This window comes from Acinetobacter sp. YH12098 (assembly GCF_013419235.1).
Classification (GTDB): Bacteria; Pseudomonadota; Gammaproteobacteria; order Pseudomonadales; family Moraxellaceae; genus Acinetobacter; species Acinetobacter amyesii.
In genome coordinates this window covers 28576-49042 of the sequence record NZ_VPAO01000035.1, presented here as the reverse complement: position 1 = coordinate 49042, position 20467 = coordinate 28576, and the positions used below count along the sequence as shown (strand labels likewise).

General features: G+C 39.8%; 14 protein-coding genes. 7 read left to right on the top strand and 7 right to left on the bottom strand.

The annotated features are described in order from the left end of the window. The first annotated feature begins 272 nt into the window (after positions 1 to 272). Positions 273 to 947: a phosphatase PAP2 family protein gene (locus tag FTU38_RS12215; RefSeq protein WP_180010212.1), complete on the top strand. Its 675-nt coding sequence runs from the start codon at positions 273 to 275 to the stop codon at positions 945 to 947. Between the two features lie 151 nt (positions 948 to 1098). Here the strand turns inward: FTU38_RS12215 and FTU38_RS12210 are convergent, their stop codons facing one another. The 3 genes from FTU38_RS12210 to FTU38_RS12200 all read right to left on the bottom strand — a co-directional run bounded on the left by FTU38_RS12210 (position 1099) and on the right by FTU38_RS12200 (position 4706). After that, complete coding sequence (locus FTU38_RS12210; RefSeq protein WP_180111324.1) at positions 1099 to 2721, bottom strand: alkaline phosphatase; 1623 nt, start codon at positions 2719 to 2721, stop codon at positions 1099 to 1101. A 49-nt stretch (positions 2722 to 2770) separates the two neighbouring features. After that, positions 2771 to 3991 carry an OprD family outer membrane porin gene (locus FTU38_RS12205; protein ID WP_180010211.1) on the bottom strand — a complete coding sequence of 407 codons (1221 nt, stop codon included), beginning with the start codon at positions 3989 to 3991 and terminating at the stop codon, positions 2771 to 2773. 343 nt (positions 3992 to 4334) lie between these two features. Then, positions 4335 to 4706, bottom strand: a complete 372-nt coding sequence (locus tag FTU38_RS12200) for a GNAT family N-acetyltransferase (protein WP_180010210.1) — start codon at positions 4704 to 4706, stop codon at positions 4335 to 4337. Positions 4707 to 5447: 741 nt separating this feature from the next. On the opposite strand from FTU38_RS12200, the gene FTU38_RS12195 reads away from it, so the two are divergent. After that, positions 5448 to 6974, top strand: coding sequence for a fumarate hydratase (locus tag FTU38_RS12195; RefSeq protein WP_078189659.1), 1527 nt, complete (start codon positions 5448 to 5450; stop codon positions 6972 to 6974). 128 nt (positions 6975 to 7102) lie between these two features. Here FTU38_RS12195 and FTU38_RS12190 read toward each other — a convergent pair whose 3' ends face one another. From FTU38_RS12190 to tig, 4 genes are all read right to left on the bottom strand, one after another. Beyond that, complete coding sequence (locus FTU38_RS12190) at positions 7103 to 7816, bottom strand: DUF2846 domain-containing protein (RefSeq protein WP_180111322.1); 714 nt, start codon at positions 7814 to 7816, stop codon at positions 7103 to 7105. A gap of 163 nt (positions 7817 to 7979) precedes the next feature. Further along, positions 7980 to 9290: an ATP-dependent protease ATP-binding subunit ClpX gene (gene clpX / locus FTU38_RS12185; RefSeq protein ID WP_078189661.1), complete on the bottom strand. Its 1311-nt coding sequence runs from the start codon at positions 9288 to 9290 to the stop codon at positions 7980 to 7982. A 29-nt stretch (positions 9291 to 9319) separates the two neighbouring features. Next, positions 9320 to 9925 (bottom strand): ATP-dependent Clp endopeptidase proteolytic subunit ClpP, encoded by a 606-nt coding sequence (gene clpP, locus FTU38_RS12180; protein WP_078192707.1) that lies wholly within the window; start codon positions 9923 to 9925, stop codon positions 9320 to 9322. Positions 9926 to 10119: 194 nt separating this feature from the next. Next, on the bottom strand, positions 10120 to 11451 hold the full coding sequence (gene tig, locus FTU38_RS12175) for a trigger factor (protein WP_078192708.1): 1332 nt from the start codon (positions 11449 to 11451) through the stop codon (positions 10120 to 10122). Positions 11452 to 11724: 273 nt separating this feature from the next. Here tig and FTU38_RS12170 point away from each other — a divergent pair, with 273 nt between their 5' ends. The 5 genes from FTU38_RS12170 (at position 11725) to leuA (ending at position 20435) form a co-directional block, all read left to right on the top strand. Next, the gene (locus FTU38_RS12170; RefSeq protein WP_180010207.1) at positions 11725 to 13932 is read left to right on the top strand and encodes a TonB-dependent receptor domain-containing protein; all 2208 of its coding nucleotides are present in this window, start codon (positions 11725 to 11727) and stop codon (positions 13930 to 13932) included. 301 nt (positions 13933 to 14233) lie between these two features. Continuing rightward, positions 14234 to 16552 (top strand): TonB-dependent siderophore receptor, encoded by a 2319-nt coding sequence (locus FTU38_RS12165; protein ID WP_180010206.1) that lies wholly within the window; start codon positions 14234 to 14236, stop codon positions 16550 to 16552. Positions 16553 to 16663: 111 nt separating this feature from the next. Next, positions 16664 to 17347, top strand: coding sequence for a Fe2+-dependent dioxygenase (locus FTU38_RS12160; protein WP_078192711.1), 684 nt, complete (start codon positions 16664 to 16666; stop codon positions 17345 to 17347). A gap of 33 nt (positions 17348 to 17380) precedes the next feature. Then, positions 17381 to 18487 carry an alpha-hydroxy acid oxidase gene (locus FTU38_RS12155; protein ID WP_180111326.1) on the top strand — a complete coding sequence of 369 codons (1107 nt, stop codon included), beginning with the start codon at positions 17381 to 17383 and terminating at the stop codon, positions 18485 to 18487. A 250-nt stretch (positions 18488 to 18737) separates the two neighbouring features. Further along, the gene (gene leuA / locus FTU38_RS12150) at positions 18738 to 20435 is read left to right on the top strand and encodes a 2-isopropylmalate synthase (protein WP_180111320.1); all 1698 of its coding nucleotides are present in this window, start codon (positions 18738 to 18740) and stop codon (positions 20433 to 20435) included. Positions 20436 to 20467 lie beyond the last annotated feature (32 nt).

Here is a 20467-nt window from a genome sequence, read left to right as displayed (position 1 = left end):
AAGTAACTTGGACCAGTGTTGATCATTTAGCATTGTTCGAGGCATAGCGAGTGTAAAATTGGGTTTGGCGATTTAATTTTACTATCTCGCTATTTTTTTAATCAACAAATGTCAACAGACCCTAATTCTTGTCATCTTAGAGTCAATATTATTGCTTATGGTATGAGCGCTTTTTTAATTATTCATAACTTAGCTATATCATGACAAACTTAAAATTTTATACTCCATGCGCCATCTCTACATTAATATGGGTTTGCTTAAGCGCACACTCCATGGCCGCAGATTCATATCTAACACCTGACTCAGCTCCAAATAGTCTTGAAATATTATCTACTCCTCCACAAGCCTATAGTGCAGATTTTATTCGTGATCAAAGTATTTTTAAACAATCTCAATATTTGAAAAATACAGCTCGCTGGCAGCAAGCACAAATTGATGCGGATGTTTCAAATGCACACTTAGGGCGACCTTTTTCACATGCATTTGGTGTAGAAATTAATGAGAAAAATACACCTATTTTATTTGAAATTTTAAGAAAGATTAAACTTGATAGTAGATACTCTACTCAAACTGCAAAAAAGAAATATAGCCGTGAACGTCCATATGGCTATTTTAATGTCAGCACTTGTACTCCTGAAGAAGAAGATGAAAAAAATCAATATGTTTCCTATCCTTCTGGACATACAACTATCGGTTGGACATATGCATTAGTCTTAGCAGAGTTACGTCCTGAGCGTCAAAGTCAAATTCTTAAACGTGGTATTGAATTTGGTCAAAGCCGAGTCGTGTGCAATATGCATTGGCAAAGTGATGTCGATGCTGGCCGTATTATGGGAGCAGCGCAATTTTCACGCTTGCAGGCAGATCCACAATTCCAAGCCGATATGATTAAAGCCAAAACTGAAATTAACCATCTTATTTCTGCCACACACAAAAAATCTGATTAAAAAAATCAGCATCTTGTCTCATTGCATAGATAGTAGATTAAATGCAGGGCAGTGGTTTTTAATAGATGTGCATGTCCAATATAAAAATAAAGCGCTTAGAACCATCTAAGCGCTTTATTTAATTTAGCAGAAGTATTTTGATACCGTTTTATTAAGATTCAATCTGCTTCAGTTCTGGCTTGCCGTAAGCCACTTCAAAACTTGCTACGGTCGTCATTTTTCCACCTGGTTTTTCAACAAAGTCTAGAACCTTTAAGTCTGTACGCATATAGTCTTTAAAAAAGTCTAAAGTCTGATAACCGCGTTGATCATTGATAAATTTGATGTGTGGATTTAACTTCAGCACATCTTCCTGCCCTGGACGGATTGGTTGACCATTGCCGGTAGAGGTTATCGATGTAGTTAAAAATTCGGTTGCAATCGATGGACTCTTAAAATCATTCAAATCACTTGGAATATTCGCTGCAAAATATTGATGCAAATCTCCTGACAAAATTACTGTATTACCATGAGGTGCATTTTTTTTGATAGATTCAATCAAGCGCTCGCGTGCGTATGGATAGCCATTCCACGTATCTTTCCCAAAATAAGCTTTGCCTGATTTGTTATAACGTACCCAAGGCATAACCTGAATTTGCTGTGCCAAGACATTCCAACGCTTATCATGGCGCATTTGCTTCGCCAACCATTGCTCTTGTGCTTTACCAAGAACCTGCTCATTTCGGCTATTCTCAGTACGGCAGTAATCTATTTTATCAAACTCATCTTCTAACTGAGCTTTGGTGCATAAAATTGGAGAACGGTATTGTCGTGTATCTAAAATATTCATCCGTAGCATTTTGCCATAATCTAAAGTACGGTAAGCAAGGATATCTGGACCGTTCGGCTTCTGTTTTAAGCGTACAGGCATATATTCGTACCACGCTTGAAACGCTGCTGCGCGGCGCAGCAAAAATATGTCTTTCTTCTCGCCTTTTTCTTCAATATCTGCAGCCCAGTTGTTATCTACTTCATGATCATCAAACGTCATCGCAAAAGGTGCAGATGCATGTGCAGCTTGTAAATCGGGATCCGCACGGTACTGTGCATAACGAATACGATATTGCAGTAAAGTTTGAATTTCCGGACCAATATGTTGACGTGCAGGAATTGAAATTCTTAAATCTCCAATTGCACGCCCCCCACCTTTACCCTCTGGTCCTTCATAAATATAGTCACCATAGTGGAAAACTAAATCTATCTCTTTTTCTTTGCTCAAGTAGTCATAGGCCGTGTAATAACCCGTTTCATAATGCTGACAGCCCACTACAGCGACTCGAACTCGTTCTGGCATTTGGTGCGCGGCAGGTGCTGATTTTGCTGTACCTACAGAACTTTCATAACCAGCCAATCTAAATCGATAATAATAGCGTGTCATCGGTGCTAAACCACTTATCTCTACATGTACTGTGTGATGTAAGTCAGGATGTGCCTGCGCCTTCCCAGTTTGCACAATTTTCTTAAATTCAATATCTGTAGCAATATCCCAATCCACTTCAACAGCTTCCTTCGGCATCCCACCATCTACAGAAAGTGGATATGGTGCAACACGCGTCCAAATCACAAAGCCATCTGGCCAAGGTTCACCTGAAGCAACGCCTAATTGAAACGGGCTAATCGGAAATTTGGCATTTGCCCACGTGCTTACTGGACTCAGTCCAGAAAATAACGCTAAAGACCCGACTCCCATCAAACCCTTTAAGAATTGACGACGATTCGAATTAATATGATTCATTTTTATTTCTCTATAAACTTATTAATAAATTAATCTGATCAGTTTTGGATTAGAAAATTGGCAGGGTGTAGGTTAAGTAGATACGGCTTTGTTCCTGCTTTGTTCCTGTACTTTTTTTGAATTTTCCGTACTGAGCGGTAAAACCTAAATTTTTGAATTTGCCTTCCGGCACTTTATAACGCAAGGTATAGTCAATTTCGGACTCAGTTGCACAACCACATTTACCAAAGTCACGTCCTTGGACTTTGATGAATGATAAATTCAGCCCTTTCAAGTATTGATCATTAAAGTCATATCGATAGCCATACCATGTGGACTTTTCACCAGCATTGGTAAAGTTCTGCAACAAACGGTTGGTTGGTAAGTAAATGAAAGTCCCATCTGCACCATTATCTAAACTGCCCTGATTCATATGCAGAAAATCGCCATCATCACCAATTTTTTGCGCGCCAAATTGCAGCTGATGATTTTTAAATTTGTATTTGAAATCCACACTGGCTGTCTGGTTATCTACTTTAGCTCCATAGCCTTTTTCACCACGCTCATTAGCTCCAGTCGCTTGAGTATCAAATAAACGTAAGTCCGTATTAAAACTCTGGTTTTCACTGAATGGAAATTTGTGTTTCACGCCGATAAATTGCTGTACATAAAAATCATCCAGCTCACCGGCATAGTACTGTAGCGTTAAATTTTTATTGGGCTTCCAGTCCGCACCGCCAAACATAAACCCATCACTGGTTTCGGTTGCGCCTTTAATAGAAAGCTTTGAAGCATCTCGTGATGCACGTGGAATTGCTTTAGTGACGTAACCACCCGTTAAAGTCAATCCCTTTACATCTTTAGAAGTGACTTGACCACCTAAATAGGCAGATTCGAGCAAGCGAGCAAAGCTTCGACTTAAAATGGGTAAATTAGGGCGTAACTCCCCGACTTTTACATCAGTTTTCTGATAGCGCGCTTTTAAAGTGGGATATGCACGTGTCCAATAATTTGTTGGACTACCATCACCTTCTAAAGGAAACATCAACGAATTTTTGGCTTTATCTTTACTGCCGTCTAAACGTATACCTGCTGCCGCAGTAGCATCTAAACCAAAACCGACTTGACCTTCGGTAAAGCCAGATTGATAACTCAATTCAATACCTTGTCCCCAAACTGTCGAATCTTTATCGTTAGGCTCTTGATCTTGATCAAAATAATAATTTTTAAAATCTATTTCTGCTTTACTATCTTTAATAAATTCTGCTTGTGCTGCCTGCATTGTCAGCATGGGGGTGAAAACCATACAGCAGATGAGTGCTTTGTAATTCAACGTCTAACCTCTTTGGTCCTTGAGAAATACTGCAATAACCTAAAGACTCTGTATGACAATACACTTGCAATCCCATGACAATTACATGAAAAATAAAACAAATGTTTAATATAAATATTTGATAATATAAAAATTAGAGTTATTTTTTTTAAGCACTTATATACGAAAAAAGTTGACCATTAAAAGAACTGCAAGCACTCCATTTTTTGACTGCTAAGCTCTAAGCCTGATTTTAAAGAAGATTGCTCAAGAACTTTTATAAAACCTTGTTTAGAATAAAATTGAGTAGCTCGTAAATTAGTTAATTCAACACGAAGTACAATTTTTGTATAACCTTGGTTTGCTGCATATTTTGTAGACTAGATATTAAAAGATCAGCAACACTGTTTCCCCGATAATTCTCATACAACCACATTGCAACTACAGTAAATTCATGCTGTTTATCAATAGTACCTCCAACCATGCCTACAGCTCTCATTCCGTCAAATGCCAATAGAAACTGGCATGGTCTTTTTTGCGCAACTCTATCACGCCATTCAGAATCACTATGAGTTTTGGTTTTTTCAAAAGTTGCTGTAAATGCATCGGGACTGTCTTGTAATGCTTCTAGCCGTAAATTTTTCAGTATCTCCCAATCTGATTCAACAGTTGAAGGTACAGTAATAGAGCTCATTTTTATTTTATCTCTCAAGTAATTACTTCAAAATTTAGCGTTGATAATTAAAGTTTAGTAAAAAATTGAAAGCTCTAGCGATCAACGATGATTATCACTCTGAGGCAAACTAATGCCAAGACTAAAAATTAGCTATTACTCATGATTAGATTTGAAGATTTGAAGATTTGAAGATTTGAAGATTTGAAGATTTGAAGATTTGAAGATTTGAAGATTTGAAGATTTGAAGATTTGAAGATTTGAAGATTTGAAGATTTGAAGATTTGAAGATTTGAAGAAGAATATTATTTTTATAAAATTTTAAGCAAAAAAAAAGAAGATAAAGCTTTAGGCTTGATCTTCTTGTTGACCATAGAACCAAGTTGCTGCGATAAACAGAGAAAAACCAATAACTGACAACACTGGAGTAACCATATATTTCACACTCTAACTTTGATGACGTCATTATGTAAAAGTTTTATGACAGTTATATGACAAATATGAAATATTTAAAAATAATAAATATTATTAATTTTCAATAATTTAAAAAACAAAAACATATCTCCCCCTCTAGTTTTGTGACAAATATTTCATGAAATATGACAGTGAAAACGTCATTTTCAGGCCATTTATGACAGCGAAACATGGCACTGTTTAAGCCCATTAAACTTTCGGCCAAAGATTAAGCGAAATACCCACACAACTGTGTTTTTGTCTTATAATTTAGCCCGCTAGCTATCAGCCCGCTCAAGAGATATTTGTATGACAACTATTATCAAGCAAGATGACTTGATCACATCGGTAAAAGATGCGCTTCAGTTCATTTCTTACTATCACCCACAGGACTTCATCCAAGCGATGAGCCGTGCGTATGACCGTGAAGAAAACAAAGCCGCAAAAGACGCGATTGCACAAATTTTAATTAACTCTCGTATGTGTGCAGAAGGCCATCGTCCTATCTGTCAAGATACGGGTATTGTGAACGTATTTCTTGAAGTGGGCTTAGACGTTAAATTTGATTTAACCATGAGCCTAGACGATGCAATCAACGAAGGTGTACGTCAAGGTTATCTTGAAAACTCAAACATTCTTCGTGCATCAGTATTAGCTGATCCTGCTTTTGGTCGTAAAAATACCAAAGATAACACCCCTGCTGTAATTCACTACAAACTCGTTCCGGGTAATAAAGTTGATATTACTGTTGCTGCTAAAGGTGGTGGTTCAGAAAATAAATCTAAGCTTGCAATGCTTAACCCTTCTGACTCTATCGTAGATTGGGTACTTAAAACTGTTCCAACAATGGGTGCAGGTTGGTGTCCTCCTGGTATGCTCGGTATCGGTATTGGTGGTACTGCTGAAAAAGCCATGATGCTTGCAAAAGAAGCATTGATGGAAGAAATCAACATGGACGAATTACTTCGTCGTGGCCCACAAAACCAAATCGAAGAACTTCGTATCGAAATCTTCGAAAAAGTAAATGCTTTAGGTATTGGTGCTCAAGGTCTTGGCGGTTTAACCACTGTTCTTGATATCAAAATCAAAGACTACCCATGTCACGCTGCGGGTAAACCAGTAGGTATGATTCCAAACTGTGCTGCAACTCGTCATGCGCATTTCCAATTAGACGGTTCAGGTGTAGCGCATATTCAAGCGCCTAGCCTTGAAGACTACCCTGCAGTGACTTGGGATTCATCAACGTCTAAACGTGTTGACTTAGATAACATCACTCAAGAAGAAATGAACTCTTGGCAACCAGGTGACACACTACTTCTTAACGGTACAATCTATACAGGTCGTGACGCTGCGCACAAACGTATGGTTGACATGTTAAACAAAGGTGAAGAACTTCCAGTTGACCTAAAAGGTAAATTTATTTACTACGTTGGCCCTGTTGATCCAGTCGGTGACGAAGTCGTTGGTCCTGCTGGCCCAACAACTGCAACACGTATGGATAAGTTCACACGTCAAGTGCTTGAAGCAACTGGCATGTTCGGTATGATTGGTAAAGCGGATCGTGGCCCTGCTGCTGTTGAAGCAATCAAAGACAACAAAGCAACTTACCTAATGGCTGTTGGTGGTGCTGCTTACTTAGTATCAAAAGCGATTCGTGAAGCTGAAGTGGTTGCTTTCGCTGACTTAGGTATGGAAGCGATCTACAAATTTGTTGTAAAAGACATGCCGGTATCTGTAGCTGTTGACGTGAATGGTACTTCTGTACACGCAACTGCACCAAAAATCTGGCAAGCAAAAATTGGTAAAATCCCAGTAGTTGATGCTGCTGCGAACTAATTTCGCCACATTCAAGATCTAAAAAAGCACCCCATCGGGTGCTTTTTTAATGTCAATATTTAGGCTGTTTGCCGAATGACATTCTCTATTTAATATTTTCCTACACTAAAAAACACGAGCTAATTACATTACCAAGTTAATGGATTCCACAGTTTAAAAGGCTTGGTCAACTGTACATCTTCCGCAGGATCATAATGAGGTGCCTTCAACTTCTGCGCACTTTTCCGCACTTTTCCAGTGTTTTGATCTTCTGCCACAAAGTTAAAACTGTTGGATTTCAACTCTGTAAATGCGATTTCATTTCGACCAATTTTTTCAGGCATGAGCAGCAATGGCCCTGAAACCGTTCTTTTACTGGATAAATTCTCTTCATCATATTTGATGAAATAGGATTGACCTGCTTCAACATCAAAGTCTAAATATTTAGGCTTTTGAAAATGATTCACCCCCAAAGGGCGACTGGACGATAAGCGGTAATTCCCTGCCGGTAACTCCACCCAGTAATAATGATTATTCAATAAACTTGGAATACGCTCACTGTTCAGAAATAAGCTGCTGGCCACAATTTCTTGACGATTCCATTTACTGTCTGGACGATATAAATACACAATCGCTGCTTGATCATGCTGAGCTTTCACTTCTTGAAAATGTCGGCCTTGTTTCTGATTGACCCAACCACCAATGGTAAACATACCCAATCGATATTGCTCAATATGACCCGGTGTACTTTCAGGATCCACAGGCTTTAATGTCGAAGCCAATGACGTTTGCTCAACGGCTGATTTTCCATGACAACCCAGCAGCGCTACACTGCTTAAAAGTAGAATTGCAACTCCACGCATGATTATCCCTCACTGCGTCTTTTTTTATTTTTACACTTTTGTTTTCAGTTTTTTACATTCAGGCATCCACGCCATCCTGCTGAGATTAACATTCTGCTTTTATTTTTGGAAATAAAAAACGTGTGCAAATCTTGGATTTACACACGTTTCAGACGAATAGCGCTTAAGCAGATTTAGAGTTTACAACTTTTAAATCTGACTTCGGTGCAGCTTCTTCAGTTTTCTTTGGTTGACGTTCTGATTTAAATTCAGGTTCCGCTTCACCATTAATCACCGCTTCATTGACGACAACCGTACCCACATCTGAACGACTTGGTAAGTCATACATCGTTTCAAGCAATGAATTTTCTAAAATCGAACGTAGACCACGTGCACCCGTATTACGGTCAAGGGCTTTTTTAGCCACGGCACGCAATGCTGAGTCTTCAAATACGAGGTCAACATTTTCCATTTCAAATAAATATTGGTATTGACGTGTCAATGCATTTTTTGGTTCAGTCAGAATCTGCATCAATGCTTCTTCGTCGAGTTCTTCCAAGGTTGCAATGACTGGCAAACGACCAATAAATTCAGGAATCAGACCGAATTTAACCAAATCTGTCGCTTCAACTTGGCGGAATAAGTCAGATAATTTTTTAGTTTCATCTTTCTTACGCACTTCAGCCGTAAAGCCAATACCACCTTTTTCCTGACGCTGCTGTACGATTTTCTCTAGACCAGAGAATGCGCCACCACAGATAAACAGAATATTTGAAGTATCAATTTGAATAAATTCTTGCTGCGGATGCTTACGACCACCTTGAGGCGGAATCGACGCAACCGTACCTTCGATCATTTTCAATAACGCTTGCTGAACACCCTCACCCGATACATCACGAGTAATCGATGGGTTTTCAGACTTGCGGGTAATTTTGTCGATTTCATCGATATAGATAATGCCTTTTTGTGCTTTTTCTACATCGTAATCGGCTTTTTGAAGGAGTTTTTGAACAATGTTCTCAACGTCTTCACCCACATAACCGGCTTCAGTTAAAGTCGTTGCATCTGCCATCGCAAATGGCACATCTAAAAGACGCGCAAGTGTCTGAGCAAGCAGCGTTTTACCTGAACCTGTTGGTCCAACCAACATAATGTTACTTTTCGAAATCTCTACTCCGTCTTCTGGTTTTTTACCACTGGTGCCAACTTTTAGGCGTTTATAGTGGTTGTATACCGCAACAGAGAGGGTCTTTTTCGCAACATCTTGCCCAATCACATATTGGTCAAGCGCAGCACGGATTTCATGCGGTTTTGGTAAAGGACGAGTTGCCCAGTCATTTGATTCAACTTGCTGACTGGTCTGAACTAGGTCAAGACATACGTCCACACACTCATTACAGATGTACGCGTCCTCACCTGCAATCAGTTTCCCGACTTCAGACTGCGTTTTACCGCAAAATGAACAATGCTTTTGTCCTTGAGGATGTTCGGACATATTCACTCCAATAATTAATTCTTTAAAACTTATGGGCGTTTAGATAAAACTTCGTCCACAAGACCGTATTCTTTCGCAGCTTGCGCTGTCATAAAGTTGTCACGGTCAGTATCTCGAGCAACAGTTTCGTAGTCTTGACCACTATGCTCTGCCATTAAACGATTTAAACGTTCTTTGATGAATAGAATTTCACGTGCATGAATTTCAATGTCAGATGCCTGACCACGGAAACCACCGAGTGGTTGGTGAATCATGACACGGGCATTTTCAAGACAGTAACGTTTGCCTTTAGCACCGGCGTTAAGCAGGAATGCACCCATCGATGCTGCTTGCCCCATGCAGTAAGTCACAACATCAGGTTTAATAAATTGCATGGTATCGTAAATCGCCATACCCGCAGTAACCGAACCGCCTGGTGAGTTGATATATAAATGAATATCTTTATCTGGGTTTTCTGCTTCTAAGAACAACATTTGGGCAACAATCAAATTTGCCATGTTGTCTTCAACTTCACCGGTTAAAAAAATCACACGTTCACGCAAAAGGCGTGAATAAATATCAAAAGAACGCTCGCCACGAGATGACTGTTCTACCACCATTGGTACTAGTGCGTTTTCAATTGTTGGAACATACATACGTTATTTATTCCTAAATTTTTCTGACTCAACCCATAATTCACAATATGAGGGATATTTGTCGAAATTGCAAAAGATTCCCAATTAAATAACAGATATTTTTTTCATAAGCATTGTGAAATCAGGACAACTTATTTGGGGGCAAATTTCGATAAAAAAAGGCGCTTAATGCGCCTTTTTTTGAAAGCTAGAAATTAGCCTTGTTGACGAGCTTGTTGCTCTTTCAATAAGTCTTCATAGCTCACAGTTGTATCAGTTACTTTAGCAGAAGCTAAGATGTGATCTACAACTTGGTCTTCTAGAATAACAGCTTCGATTTGAGCACGTTGCTGTTTATCGTTGTTGAAGTATTCAATTACTTCTTTAGGATCTTCGTAAGAAGAAGCCATGTCTTCGATGTAAGCATCAACACGTGCAGCATCAACTTCAATTTTAGCATCAGCTAATACTTTGCTGACTAATACGCCAAGTTTAACTGATTTTTCAGCTTGCTCTTTGAATAGGTCATCTGGAAGCATGCTTGAATCAAACGCTTTAGCGCCTTGAGCACCAAACTGTTGAGTGAATTGTTGGATCATTTGTTGACGTTGACGGTCAATTTCTTGAGCAACCATTGCTTCTGGAAGTTCTACTTCGTTTGCAGCTACAAGCGCATCAAAAGTTGCACCTTTCACTTGGTTACGAAGACCGTTTTTCACTTCACGTTCCATGTTTTTACGCACGTCAGCTTTCAGCTTTTCAACGCCTTCTTCTTCAGTTAGACCGAAGATTTTTAAGAATTCAGCATCAACTTCTGGAAGTTTTTGTTTTTCAACAAGCTTAACAGTGATTTTGAATTGAGCAGCTTTACCAGCAAGGTTTTCAGCTTGGTAGTCTTCAGGGAAAGTTACATCGATAACTTTCTCTTCGCCTTTCTTCATACCAACGATACCGTCTTCGAAGCCAGGGATCATACGACCAGAACCAAGAACGAGTTTAAAGTCTTCAGCAGCGCCGCCTTCAAACTTCTCGCCATCAACAGTACCTTCAAAGTCGAAAGTTACTTGCATGTCTTTTTTAGCCATGCCTTTAGTTTCAACCCATGAAGCGCGTTGTTTTTGAAGATTTTCAATCATCTTCTCAACGTCTTTGTCGTCAACTGAAGTTGTTTTACGTTCAACTTCTAGACCTTCGAACTTAACTTCAACTTCTGGATAAACTTCTACAGTTGCTTCATAAACTAAAGCATCATCTTTCATTTCAGTTTTTTCAATGTTTGGCATACCAACAGCATTGATTTTTTCTTGTTGGATCGCTTCGAATACTGTGTCACGAATGATGTCGTTTACAACTTCTTGATAGATACCAGCACCGTATTCACGACGAACAACGTTTACAGGTACTTTACCTGGACGGAAGCCGTTGATCTTCACAGTTTTGGCAGTGCGTTTCAAGCGAGCTTCAAACTGCTCGTTAATACGGCTCGTCGGTACAGATACATTTAAACGACGGGCAACGCCCGAAACCGCTTCAGAAGTTACTTGCATGGCTTCCTCGATAATTTGTTAGTTAAAACAGTTTTAAAAAAAAGTGCCACATTATATGACAACAATTAAAGATATACAAAAATGGATTATAACACTATAAATTCAGGCATGGATGCCCTTCTTATTTTTAGAATTTTTCAGCTTTTTTCGAAGAAATATTGATTATTTTTTAATTAATTGTTGAAAATGAGAAACTTTCTCACTATTATTCTTAATGATATTTTTTTTAATTTATTTTCATATATTTATCTCGTCCATATTTGGAATTCTTTTATGAGTAAATTTAATCTCAACCCTCTTTCCGCTGCTTTATTTGGGGCAATTGTAACTACTACGAGTTTCGCACATGCTGAAACGACTGAATCTCAAGCTCAACAGATGGAGACCATTGTTGTTTCTGCGGCTGGTTATGAACAAAAAGTAACAGATGCTCCGGCATCAATTACGGTATTAACTAAAGAAGATTTCAAAACAAAACGCATTACATCTCTTGCTGATGCGTTAAGTGATGTAGAGGGTGTTGATATTAGCCCTACAGCGGGAAAAACGGGTGGATTAGATATTAGTATCCGCGGTTTACCCTCTGAATATACGCTAGTTTTGATTGATGGTCGTCGTCAAAATAGTACTGGTGACATTACTCCAAATGGTTTTGGAGAAACGAAGAATAATTTTATCCCTCCACTTTCTGCAATTGAGCGTATTGAAATCATTCATGGCCCTGCCTCTACGCTTTATGGTTCAGATGCGATGGGTGGTGTCGTTAATATTATTACTAAAAAAGTATCACATGAATGGACAGGTTCAATTAGTTTAGAAGGCTCTATTCTTCCAAAAAGTTCAGACTTCGGTAATCAACGCAGTGTCGACCTTTACGCTACAGGACCAATCGTACAAGATCTGCTAGGTTTGCAAATTCGTGCCAAGCATTGGGAGCGTGATGAATCAAATGTTACACGTGACATTGACCAATCTGCTCTAGGTACCGGAAATAATCCATCTGAAGGCAAACTTGATACATTGGGTGCTCGCTTAACTTTAACCCCAACAGAGAATCATGATTTATCTCTCGATGTAGAATCACACCGTCAATCGTATAAAAACCCTAAAAACTCTACCGGCTTCCAATTGGGTACAGTCGGTCCAGCGGGTGGTTATGATGACGAAATGGAGTTTAATCGAGACAAGTATGTTGTTGCCCATCAATGGCGTACAAATATTGGTGATTTAGACAGTAGTTTGACTCGAAATGAAAGTGAAACTGTCGGCCGCCTTATCCCATCTCGTATGCAAAACGGTGATTTAACCACAAAAACTCCACGAACAATTGAGAGTGAAGATACGATTTTTGATACAAAATTATCGGTCAATGCAATTGAGAACCATCGTTTAACGCTTGGGGGACAATGGTGGGATGCCAGTGTTTCAGATGGATTACGTGCTGCAAAACCTGAAGTAAGTTTTACACAGATTGGTTTATTTGCTGAAGATACCTGGAATGTGTTACCAAACTTAGCACTGACACTTGGTTTACGTTATGACGACCACGACACATTTGGTGATTTCATTACCCCACGTGCTTATGCAGTATGGAATGTTAATGATACATGGACGGTTAAAGGTGGATATTCGGAAGGCTATAAAGCTCCTCGTCTAGAACAATTAACAAATGGGGTTGTTAATGTTGGCCGCCAAGGCGCTCTGCCTATTTTTGGTAATCAAAATCTAAAACCTGAAACAAGTGATAATTTTGAACTTGGCGTATATTTCACACCGAACAATAATTTAAATATTAACTTAACTGGCTTTTTAAGCACGGTTCAAGACAAAATTGTGAGCGGTGCAATTACAGATACATCTGTAAATACGGGTGGAAAACCAGGAGAGTGTTTAGTCAACCAAGCCTGTGCTGACTATTTGACTGGCCTCGGAACACCTTGGCAGTGGCTGAACCAATCAAGTGATCGTGCATTTACAGTTACTCGTCCAGACAATGTCGATGAAGTCGAAATTTATGGTACAGAGTTAGGTATTAACTGGGGCTTTGCCGAAGATTGGAAATTAAACTTTAATTACACTTGGACAGAAACAGAAGTAACTAAAGGCAAAGACAAAGGTAAAAAGTTACAAGACACGCCTGAACATATGTTCAATGCTACTTTAAAGTGGAATGTGGCAGACAATGCAGACTTATGGCTTCGTGGTGAATATCGTACTGAGCGCTCTCGTTTCAAAACCACAAATTTAACGGGTGATGATTTGACCGTTTATAATGCCCTAGGTGACTACGAAGCTTATGGCTTAGTGCATTTAGGTACAAATTATGCAGTTAATGATAAATGGGATGTTGGCGTAGCTCTTTATAATATCTTTGACAAAGACTTTAATAAGTATGAAGTTATAAATGGTAGTGCATATAATATTTACAGCAACACCCAAGAAGGTCGCCGTGTGCAATTAAGTACAACCTTTAAATTCTAAATAACACTTTATAAAAAAAACCTGCTTCGGCAGGTTTTTTTACATCAACAATTTACGATTTATTCTTATTTAATTCACAATCATGTCTATATTTATAATCTCAATTAAACAAATAAAAATAACTTATTTTTTCAATATTCAATAAAAACATTAGCTTAATTTTAGTTTGTTATATCATTACATTAAATACTACTATCACATTTTAATTATTCATCGTGATTTACAATCGTATAAAGATGAAAGAACAAATAAGAATCATTATTATTCGCATACAAATTCATTATTCCAAATCAGGTTTGAAATGGCCTTCATCAAAACACGTAAGAAAATTGTTTCTTCAGCAATTGCTTCGTCACTTTCTGTTATTGCTGTAAATGCAATCGCACAAGATCAAGTCACTCAACTTCCAACCATTAGCCAAGAAGTTGCTGCTGAAAAAGCACCGAGCTTTAAAGTTGATATATCAGCAAGTTCAAAATTTGTTGCCCCGCTCCTTGATACACCAAAATCAGTTTCAGTTATTTCGAAACAACTGATCGAAGATACTCAAGTCACAACTTTAAGTGATGCTTTACGTACGGTACCAGGCATTACTTTAGGTGCTGGTGAAGGTGGTAACCCAAATGGTGACCGTCCATTTATCCGTGGCTATAACACTGAAAGCTCGATGTATGTCGATGGTGTGCGCAACTCAACTTCACAAAACCGTGAAATGTTTGCGGTTGAACAGGTTGAAGTGACCAAAGGTTCTGCTTCTGCCATGGGTGGTGCAGGTACAACTGGCGGCAGTATCAACATGATTTCTAAGGTTGCGAAAAAAGGTGACTTTTTAGAAGGTTCAGTTGGTGCAGGTACAGACAATTATCAACGTATCACACTAGACAGTAACAAAGACTTTGGTAATGGCGTTGCTGCACGTGTTGCGGTCATGGGGCATAAAAATGAAAAAGCGGGTCAAGCAGATGGTGCTGAATATGCACGTGCCGGAATCGCGCCAAGCATTACTTTTGGTTTAGATACCCCTACTCGCGCGACTTTAGGTTATTACTACTTAAAATCTGACGATACACCTGACTCTGGTGTGCCATACAGCAATCCAACTGGATATTCGCAATATTCAGGAAAACCGATTGATGTCAAACAAGGCATCTACTACGGCTGGAAAGATCGTGATTTCCAAAAACAGGAAAACCAAGTCGGTACGATTAAGTTAGAACATGACCTCACTGACAATCTAACGATTAGTAATACTACTGTTTATAACAAGTCTAAAAATGATTACCTGTGGACAAACCCAGATGACTCGAAAGGCAACATCTACGATAAAACTACTGGTACATTGACAGGTAATGTTTGGGCGCGTGTAAACTCACGTATCGCCGATACTGAAACCTTTACCGACCAGTTGGCTTTGACAGGGAAATTTAATACCGGTTCTCTGTTACATAGCTTTAACTTAGGCGCTGAATACTCAGATCAAGAAACGGATCGCACCCAATATATTATTAATGGAGACAACGCAACAGGTAGTGCAAGCCAAACGTGTCCGTCTACAGCTCCTGCAGGCTGGTGTACGTCTGTTCAAAACCCGAATCGTGGGCCATGGACAGGCAGTATTAGCACGGATGGCGCAGATTTATACAATATTAAATCAAAATCGACCTCAGTTTATTTTCTCGATAATATCGAATTCAACCCTCAATGGTTACTTGACTTAGGTGTACGTTGGGATAAATTTGAAACTGACTCGACCATGACTTATGGTGCTCGTAATAGTGCTGTATTAGGCAACCCAACAGCAAATCCACCGGTACTACCAACGGCTCAAGTTGGTGATAAGCTTAAACTAAACAGTGATTCAGACTTCTTCAACTATCAAGCTGGTTTAACATTTAAACCTGTTGAAAATGGCTCTATTTATGCGAGCTATGCAACTTCAGCAAACCCAGTTGGTGTAGATGCTGGTGATGGTTCAGAAGGTATTGGTGCACCAGGCCGTAATACGACTGAAGAACAAGCTCGTGCAATGAACAACCTAAAACCGGAAGAAATAAAAACTTACGAGTTAGGAACTAAGTGGGATGTCCTTAATAATCGTTTAAATCTAACTGCCGCAATTTTCCGTACAGAAAAAGAAAATACTCGTGCAACAGATACAGATGGCTTTACTCGTAATATCGGTGAAACTCGTGTAGACGGTATTGAACTTGGCGCTAATGGTAATATTACTGATAAATGGGCTATTGCTGCTGGTTATACCTATTTAGATAGCGAAATAGTCGATGATGGTACGGCGACTAATGATGGCAATCAAGTTCAAAACGTGGCGAAAAATAGCGCGACACTTTGGACAACTTACCAAGTCCTTCCACAGTTCACAATCGGTGGTGGCGCTACCTACATGGATAAAGTATTTGGTAATGCTACCAATACGAAATGGGTTCCAAGCTACGTACGCTACGATGCTATGGCGCGTTATACCGTTAACAAAAATGTGGATTTACAGTTGAATGTAAATAACCTTTCTGACAAACGTTATTTCACTAAAGCCTACGCATCTCACTATGCCACTGAAGCAGAAGGTCGCAACGCAGTTCTGTCTGTAAACTTCAAATACTAAGAAAAAATAAATACCATAAATAATTTATGGTATTGACTCAAATAGCCTCGCTTCGAGGCTATTTTTGTATATGATCAAAACATTAATATTACAGTTCCAAAGGGTTAGGCCGTGATTCACCATATCCCAAATGTATTGAGTAAAGAACAGGTCAACTACTTCCGCACAGAAATGCAAAAAGTAGAATGGATTAATGGTCAAAAAACTACGGGCTCACTGTCTAAAAATGTAAAAAACAACCAACAGCTAGATATAGACCATCCATTAACACAGCATTTAGGTGACATTATTCTGCATGAATTGTCACAACACGCGCTTTTTACATCAGCGGCTCTCCCCCTCAATATTTTGCCGCCCTATTTTAACCGCTATGAAAATGGTGAAACGTTTGGTTTCCATGTCGACAATGCCATTCGCTGGATGCCCGACAGCAATCAAAAAATTCGTACCGATTTGTCCTGCACGATTTTTCTAAGTGAACCCGAAGAATATGAAGGCGGTGAACTTGTGGTAGAAGACACCTATGGCTACCACGAAGTGAAATTGCCTGCCGGAGATTTGATTTTGTATCCATCTACCAGTGTGCATGAAGTTACTCCTGTGACTGCAGGCTGTCGTATTGCATCATTTTTTTGGTTGCAAAGTATGATCCGTGAAGATGCTGAGCGTCACATGTTATTTAATCTCGATCAAAGCATTCAAAATTTGCGTATGCAATTGGGTGATGCACATAGTGAAGTCGTCAAGTTGACTAGTCTGTATCACAACCTTATCCGCAAATGGGCCGAAATTTAAAGCTCAAGGTCAATAGACATGGACAAACTGACAATGACTGATCACAACATTTTAGCGCCACTCACTCAGATTCCAGCTCATTTGCAAACCATTGCAGATTATGAAGTCGAGGCTGAAAAACACCTTTCCAACATGGTGTGGCAGTACTTGCAAGGCGGCTCGATGGATGAACACAGTGTCCGTGGCAATTTGTCTCAGTTTGAACAGATACAACTGCTACCACGTATGCTGAAAGATCTAACCCAAGGTCATACCCAAATCGAAATCTTAGGGCAACGTTTCCCGCATCCTATTTTTGTAGCACCCATTGGTCACCAACAACAATTTCATCCTGATGCTGAAGCTGCAACAGCCCTCGCCGCCGAAGTCCTTGGCAGCAATATGATCCTCAGCACGTTTACCAATACAGATATGCGTGAGTTAAAGCAGGACAATCCTTACAAATGGTTCCAATTATATTGGCAAGGAGAACGCGAAAAGTCATTATCACTGGTCAAGATGGCAGAAGAACATGCTTACACAGCGATTGTAGTCACCATTGATTCCCCGCATACAGGGATTCGTGACCGTGAACGTCGAGTGTTTTTTCATTTGCCTGAAGGCATGCAGCATCCACATACCCCTGCACATATCCCATTGCCTGAGCTCAATGATGGCGACCATCCCGTATTTAACGGTCTGATGAAAATCGCACCGACATGGGCGGATATCCTTTGGCTGAGTCAAAAAACCTCATTACCAATTATTTTAAAGGGCATTGTTAGTCCACATGATGCTGAACTTGCCCTGCAACACGGTGTACAAGGCATTATTGTGTCGAATCATGGTGGGCGCGTACTGGACGGTTGCATTTCCCCTCTCACCGCCTTAGAACTGATTAAAAAAGTTGTGCCTCTGGATTTCCCAGTTTTATATGATGGTGGTATTCGTCGTGGTTCAGATGTGTTTAAAGCGATAGCCTTGGGTGCATCTGCCGTATTAGTCGGCCGTCCCTGCATTTATGGTTTAGCTACAGCGGGCGCTTTAGGCGTTGCACATGTACTCAAAATACTGAAAGAAGAATTTGAGATTACGATGGCATTGATGGGAACAGCCACCGTCGATGAGATTAATAAAGATTATATTTTTCAAAAAAGCTAATTTTATAGAAAAATATTTTCCAGTAATGGCATCTTGACGCAAAAATAGGAAATTATTTCCGGAATATATGGACTAATATTTAGTTATACATTTACGAGCTTACGGTAAAGCTAAGTCATGTGAATCTTTACAGATTTATTTCGACTTTCGACTAAAGACTCCGAAATTAAACTTGTAAATTGCTAGAATAGACACAATCTATATAAGTAGTACCTTGCCGTTTATCCACGGTGCTATAAGGAGTTTTCACATGATGTTGGCAGATCCAAGCAAAAAATACCGTCGCATGTACCAACGTGTAGACTTACCAGACCGTCAATGGCCAAATAACGAAATCAATAAAGCGCCGATCTGGATGAGTACCGACCTTCGTGACGGTAACCAAGCGATCTTCGAGCCAATGAACATTGAACAAAAGTTCAAAATGTTCCAAATGCTTGTGAAAATTGGTTTCAAACACATTGAAATCGGCTTCCCTTCTGCATCACAAATCGACTTTGATTTCACTCGTTTGTTGATCGAAGGCGGTCATATTCCTGATGATGTGTACATCGAAGTTTTGGTTCAAGCACGTGATCATTTGATTCAACGTACATTTGAATCATTACAAGGTGCTAAACGTGCCATCGTGCATATCTACAACTCAAATTCTCCAACCTTCCGCAATAAAGTGTTGAATGTTGATGTTGCTGGTGCAAAACAATTAGCGATTAATGCTGCAACGAAAGTCAAAGAATACGCTGCAAAACAGCCTGAAACTGAATTTGTATTCCAATACAGTCCAGAGTGTTTTACTGCAACAGAATTAGAAGTGGCTAAAGATGCCTGTGATGCGGTAACTGAAATTTGGGAAGCATCTCCAGAGAACAAAGTGATTTTAAACTTGCCTGCAACGGTTGAAGTTTCAGGTCCAAATGTCTATGCCGACCAAGTGGAATGGATGCACCGTAATATTCAGCGCCGTGACGGTGTGATCATTTCTGTACACTGTCATAACGACCGCGGCTGCGGTATTGCCGCTTCTGAGTTGGCGATTATGGCTGGTGCTGACCGCGTCGAAGGCTGTGTGTTTGGCAACGGTGAACGTACAGGTAACGTCGACGTTGCAGCCATTGCATTGAATATGTATACCCAAGGTGTCGCGCCAAACTTAGATTTCTCAAACATTAACGAAATCATTTCAATCATTGAAGAATGCACAGGCTTGCCGGTACACCCGCGTCATCCGTATGCCGGTGATTTGGTCTTCACCGCGTTCTCTGGTTCGCACCAAGATGCCATTAAAAAAGGTTTCGAGTTCCAAAAGAACGAAGAAATGTGGGATATGCCTTATTTGCCAATCGACCCGAAAGACTTGGGCCGCGACTATGATGCGGTGATCCGTGTCAACTCACAGTCTGGTAAAGGCGGTATTGCGTACTTGTTAGAATCAAATTACAACGTGGTGTTGCCTCGCCGTATTCAAATTGAGTTCTCGCAAATCGTACAGCAAAAAACAGATGAAGACGGTACCGAGATTTCTGCGCAAGCGATCTGGTCATTGTTTAAAGACACCTATGTGGCGGCCAAAGATACGCATTATGCGGCGAAAAACTACCGCTTACATGATGAAAATGGCAAACAAGTCATTGAGCTTGATGTCGAAGTGAACGGTGAGATCCAGCAATTACGCGGTGAAGGCAACGGCCCAATCTCTGCCATCTTAAATGCCTTGCAGTTACCGATTGATGTCTTGAACTATGAAGAACGTAGCATCAGTTCAGGCGCACATGCTAAAGCCTTGGCTTTAATTGAGCTTCAAGTGAAAGGTACAGGTAAGTCTGCATTCGGCGCAGGTGTGCATGACAACATCGTGACCGCATCTATCGAGGCGATTATTGCCAGCACTAACCGTTTAATTGAACAAGGTGTTTTGAGTACTGAACAAGTGATTGCTGCTGCAGTCTAATTCAATGCTATAAATATCAAATAGCAATAAAA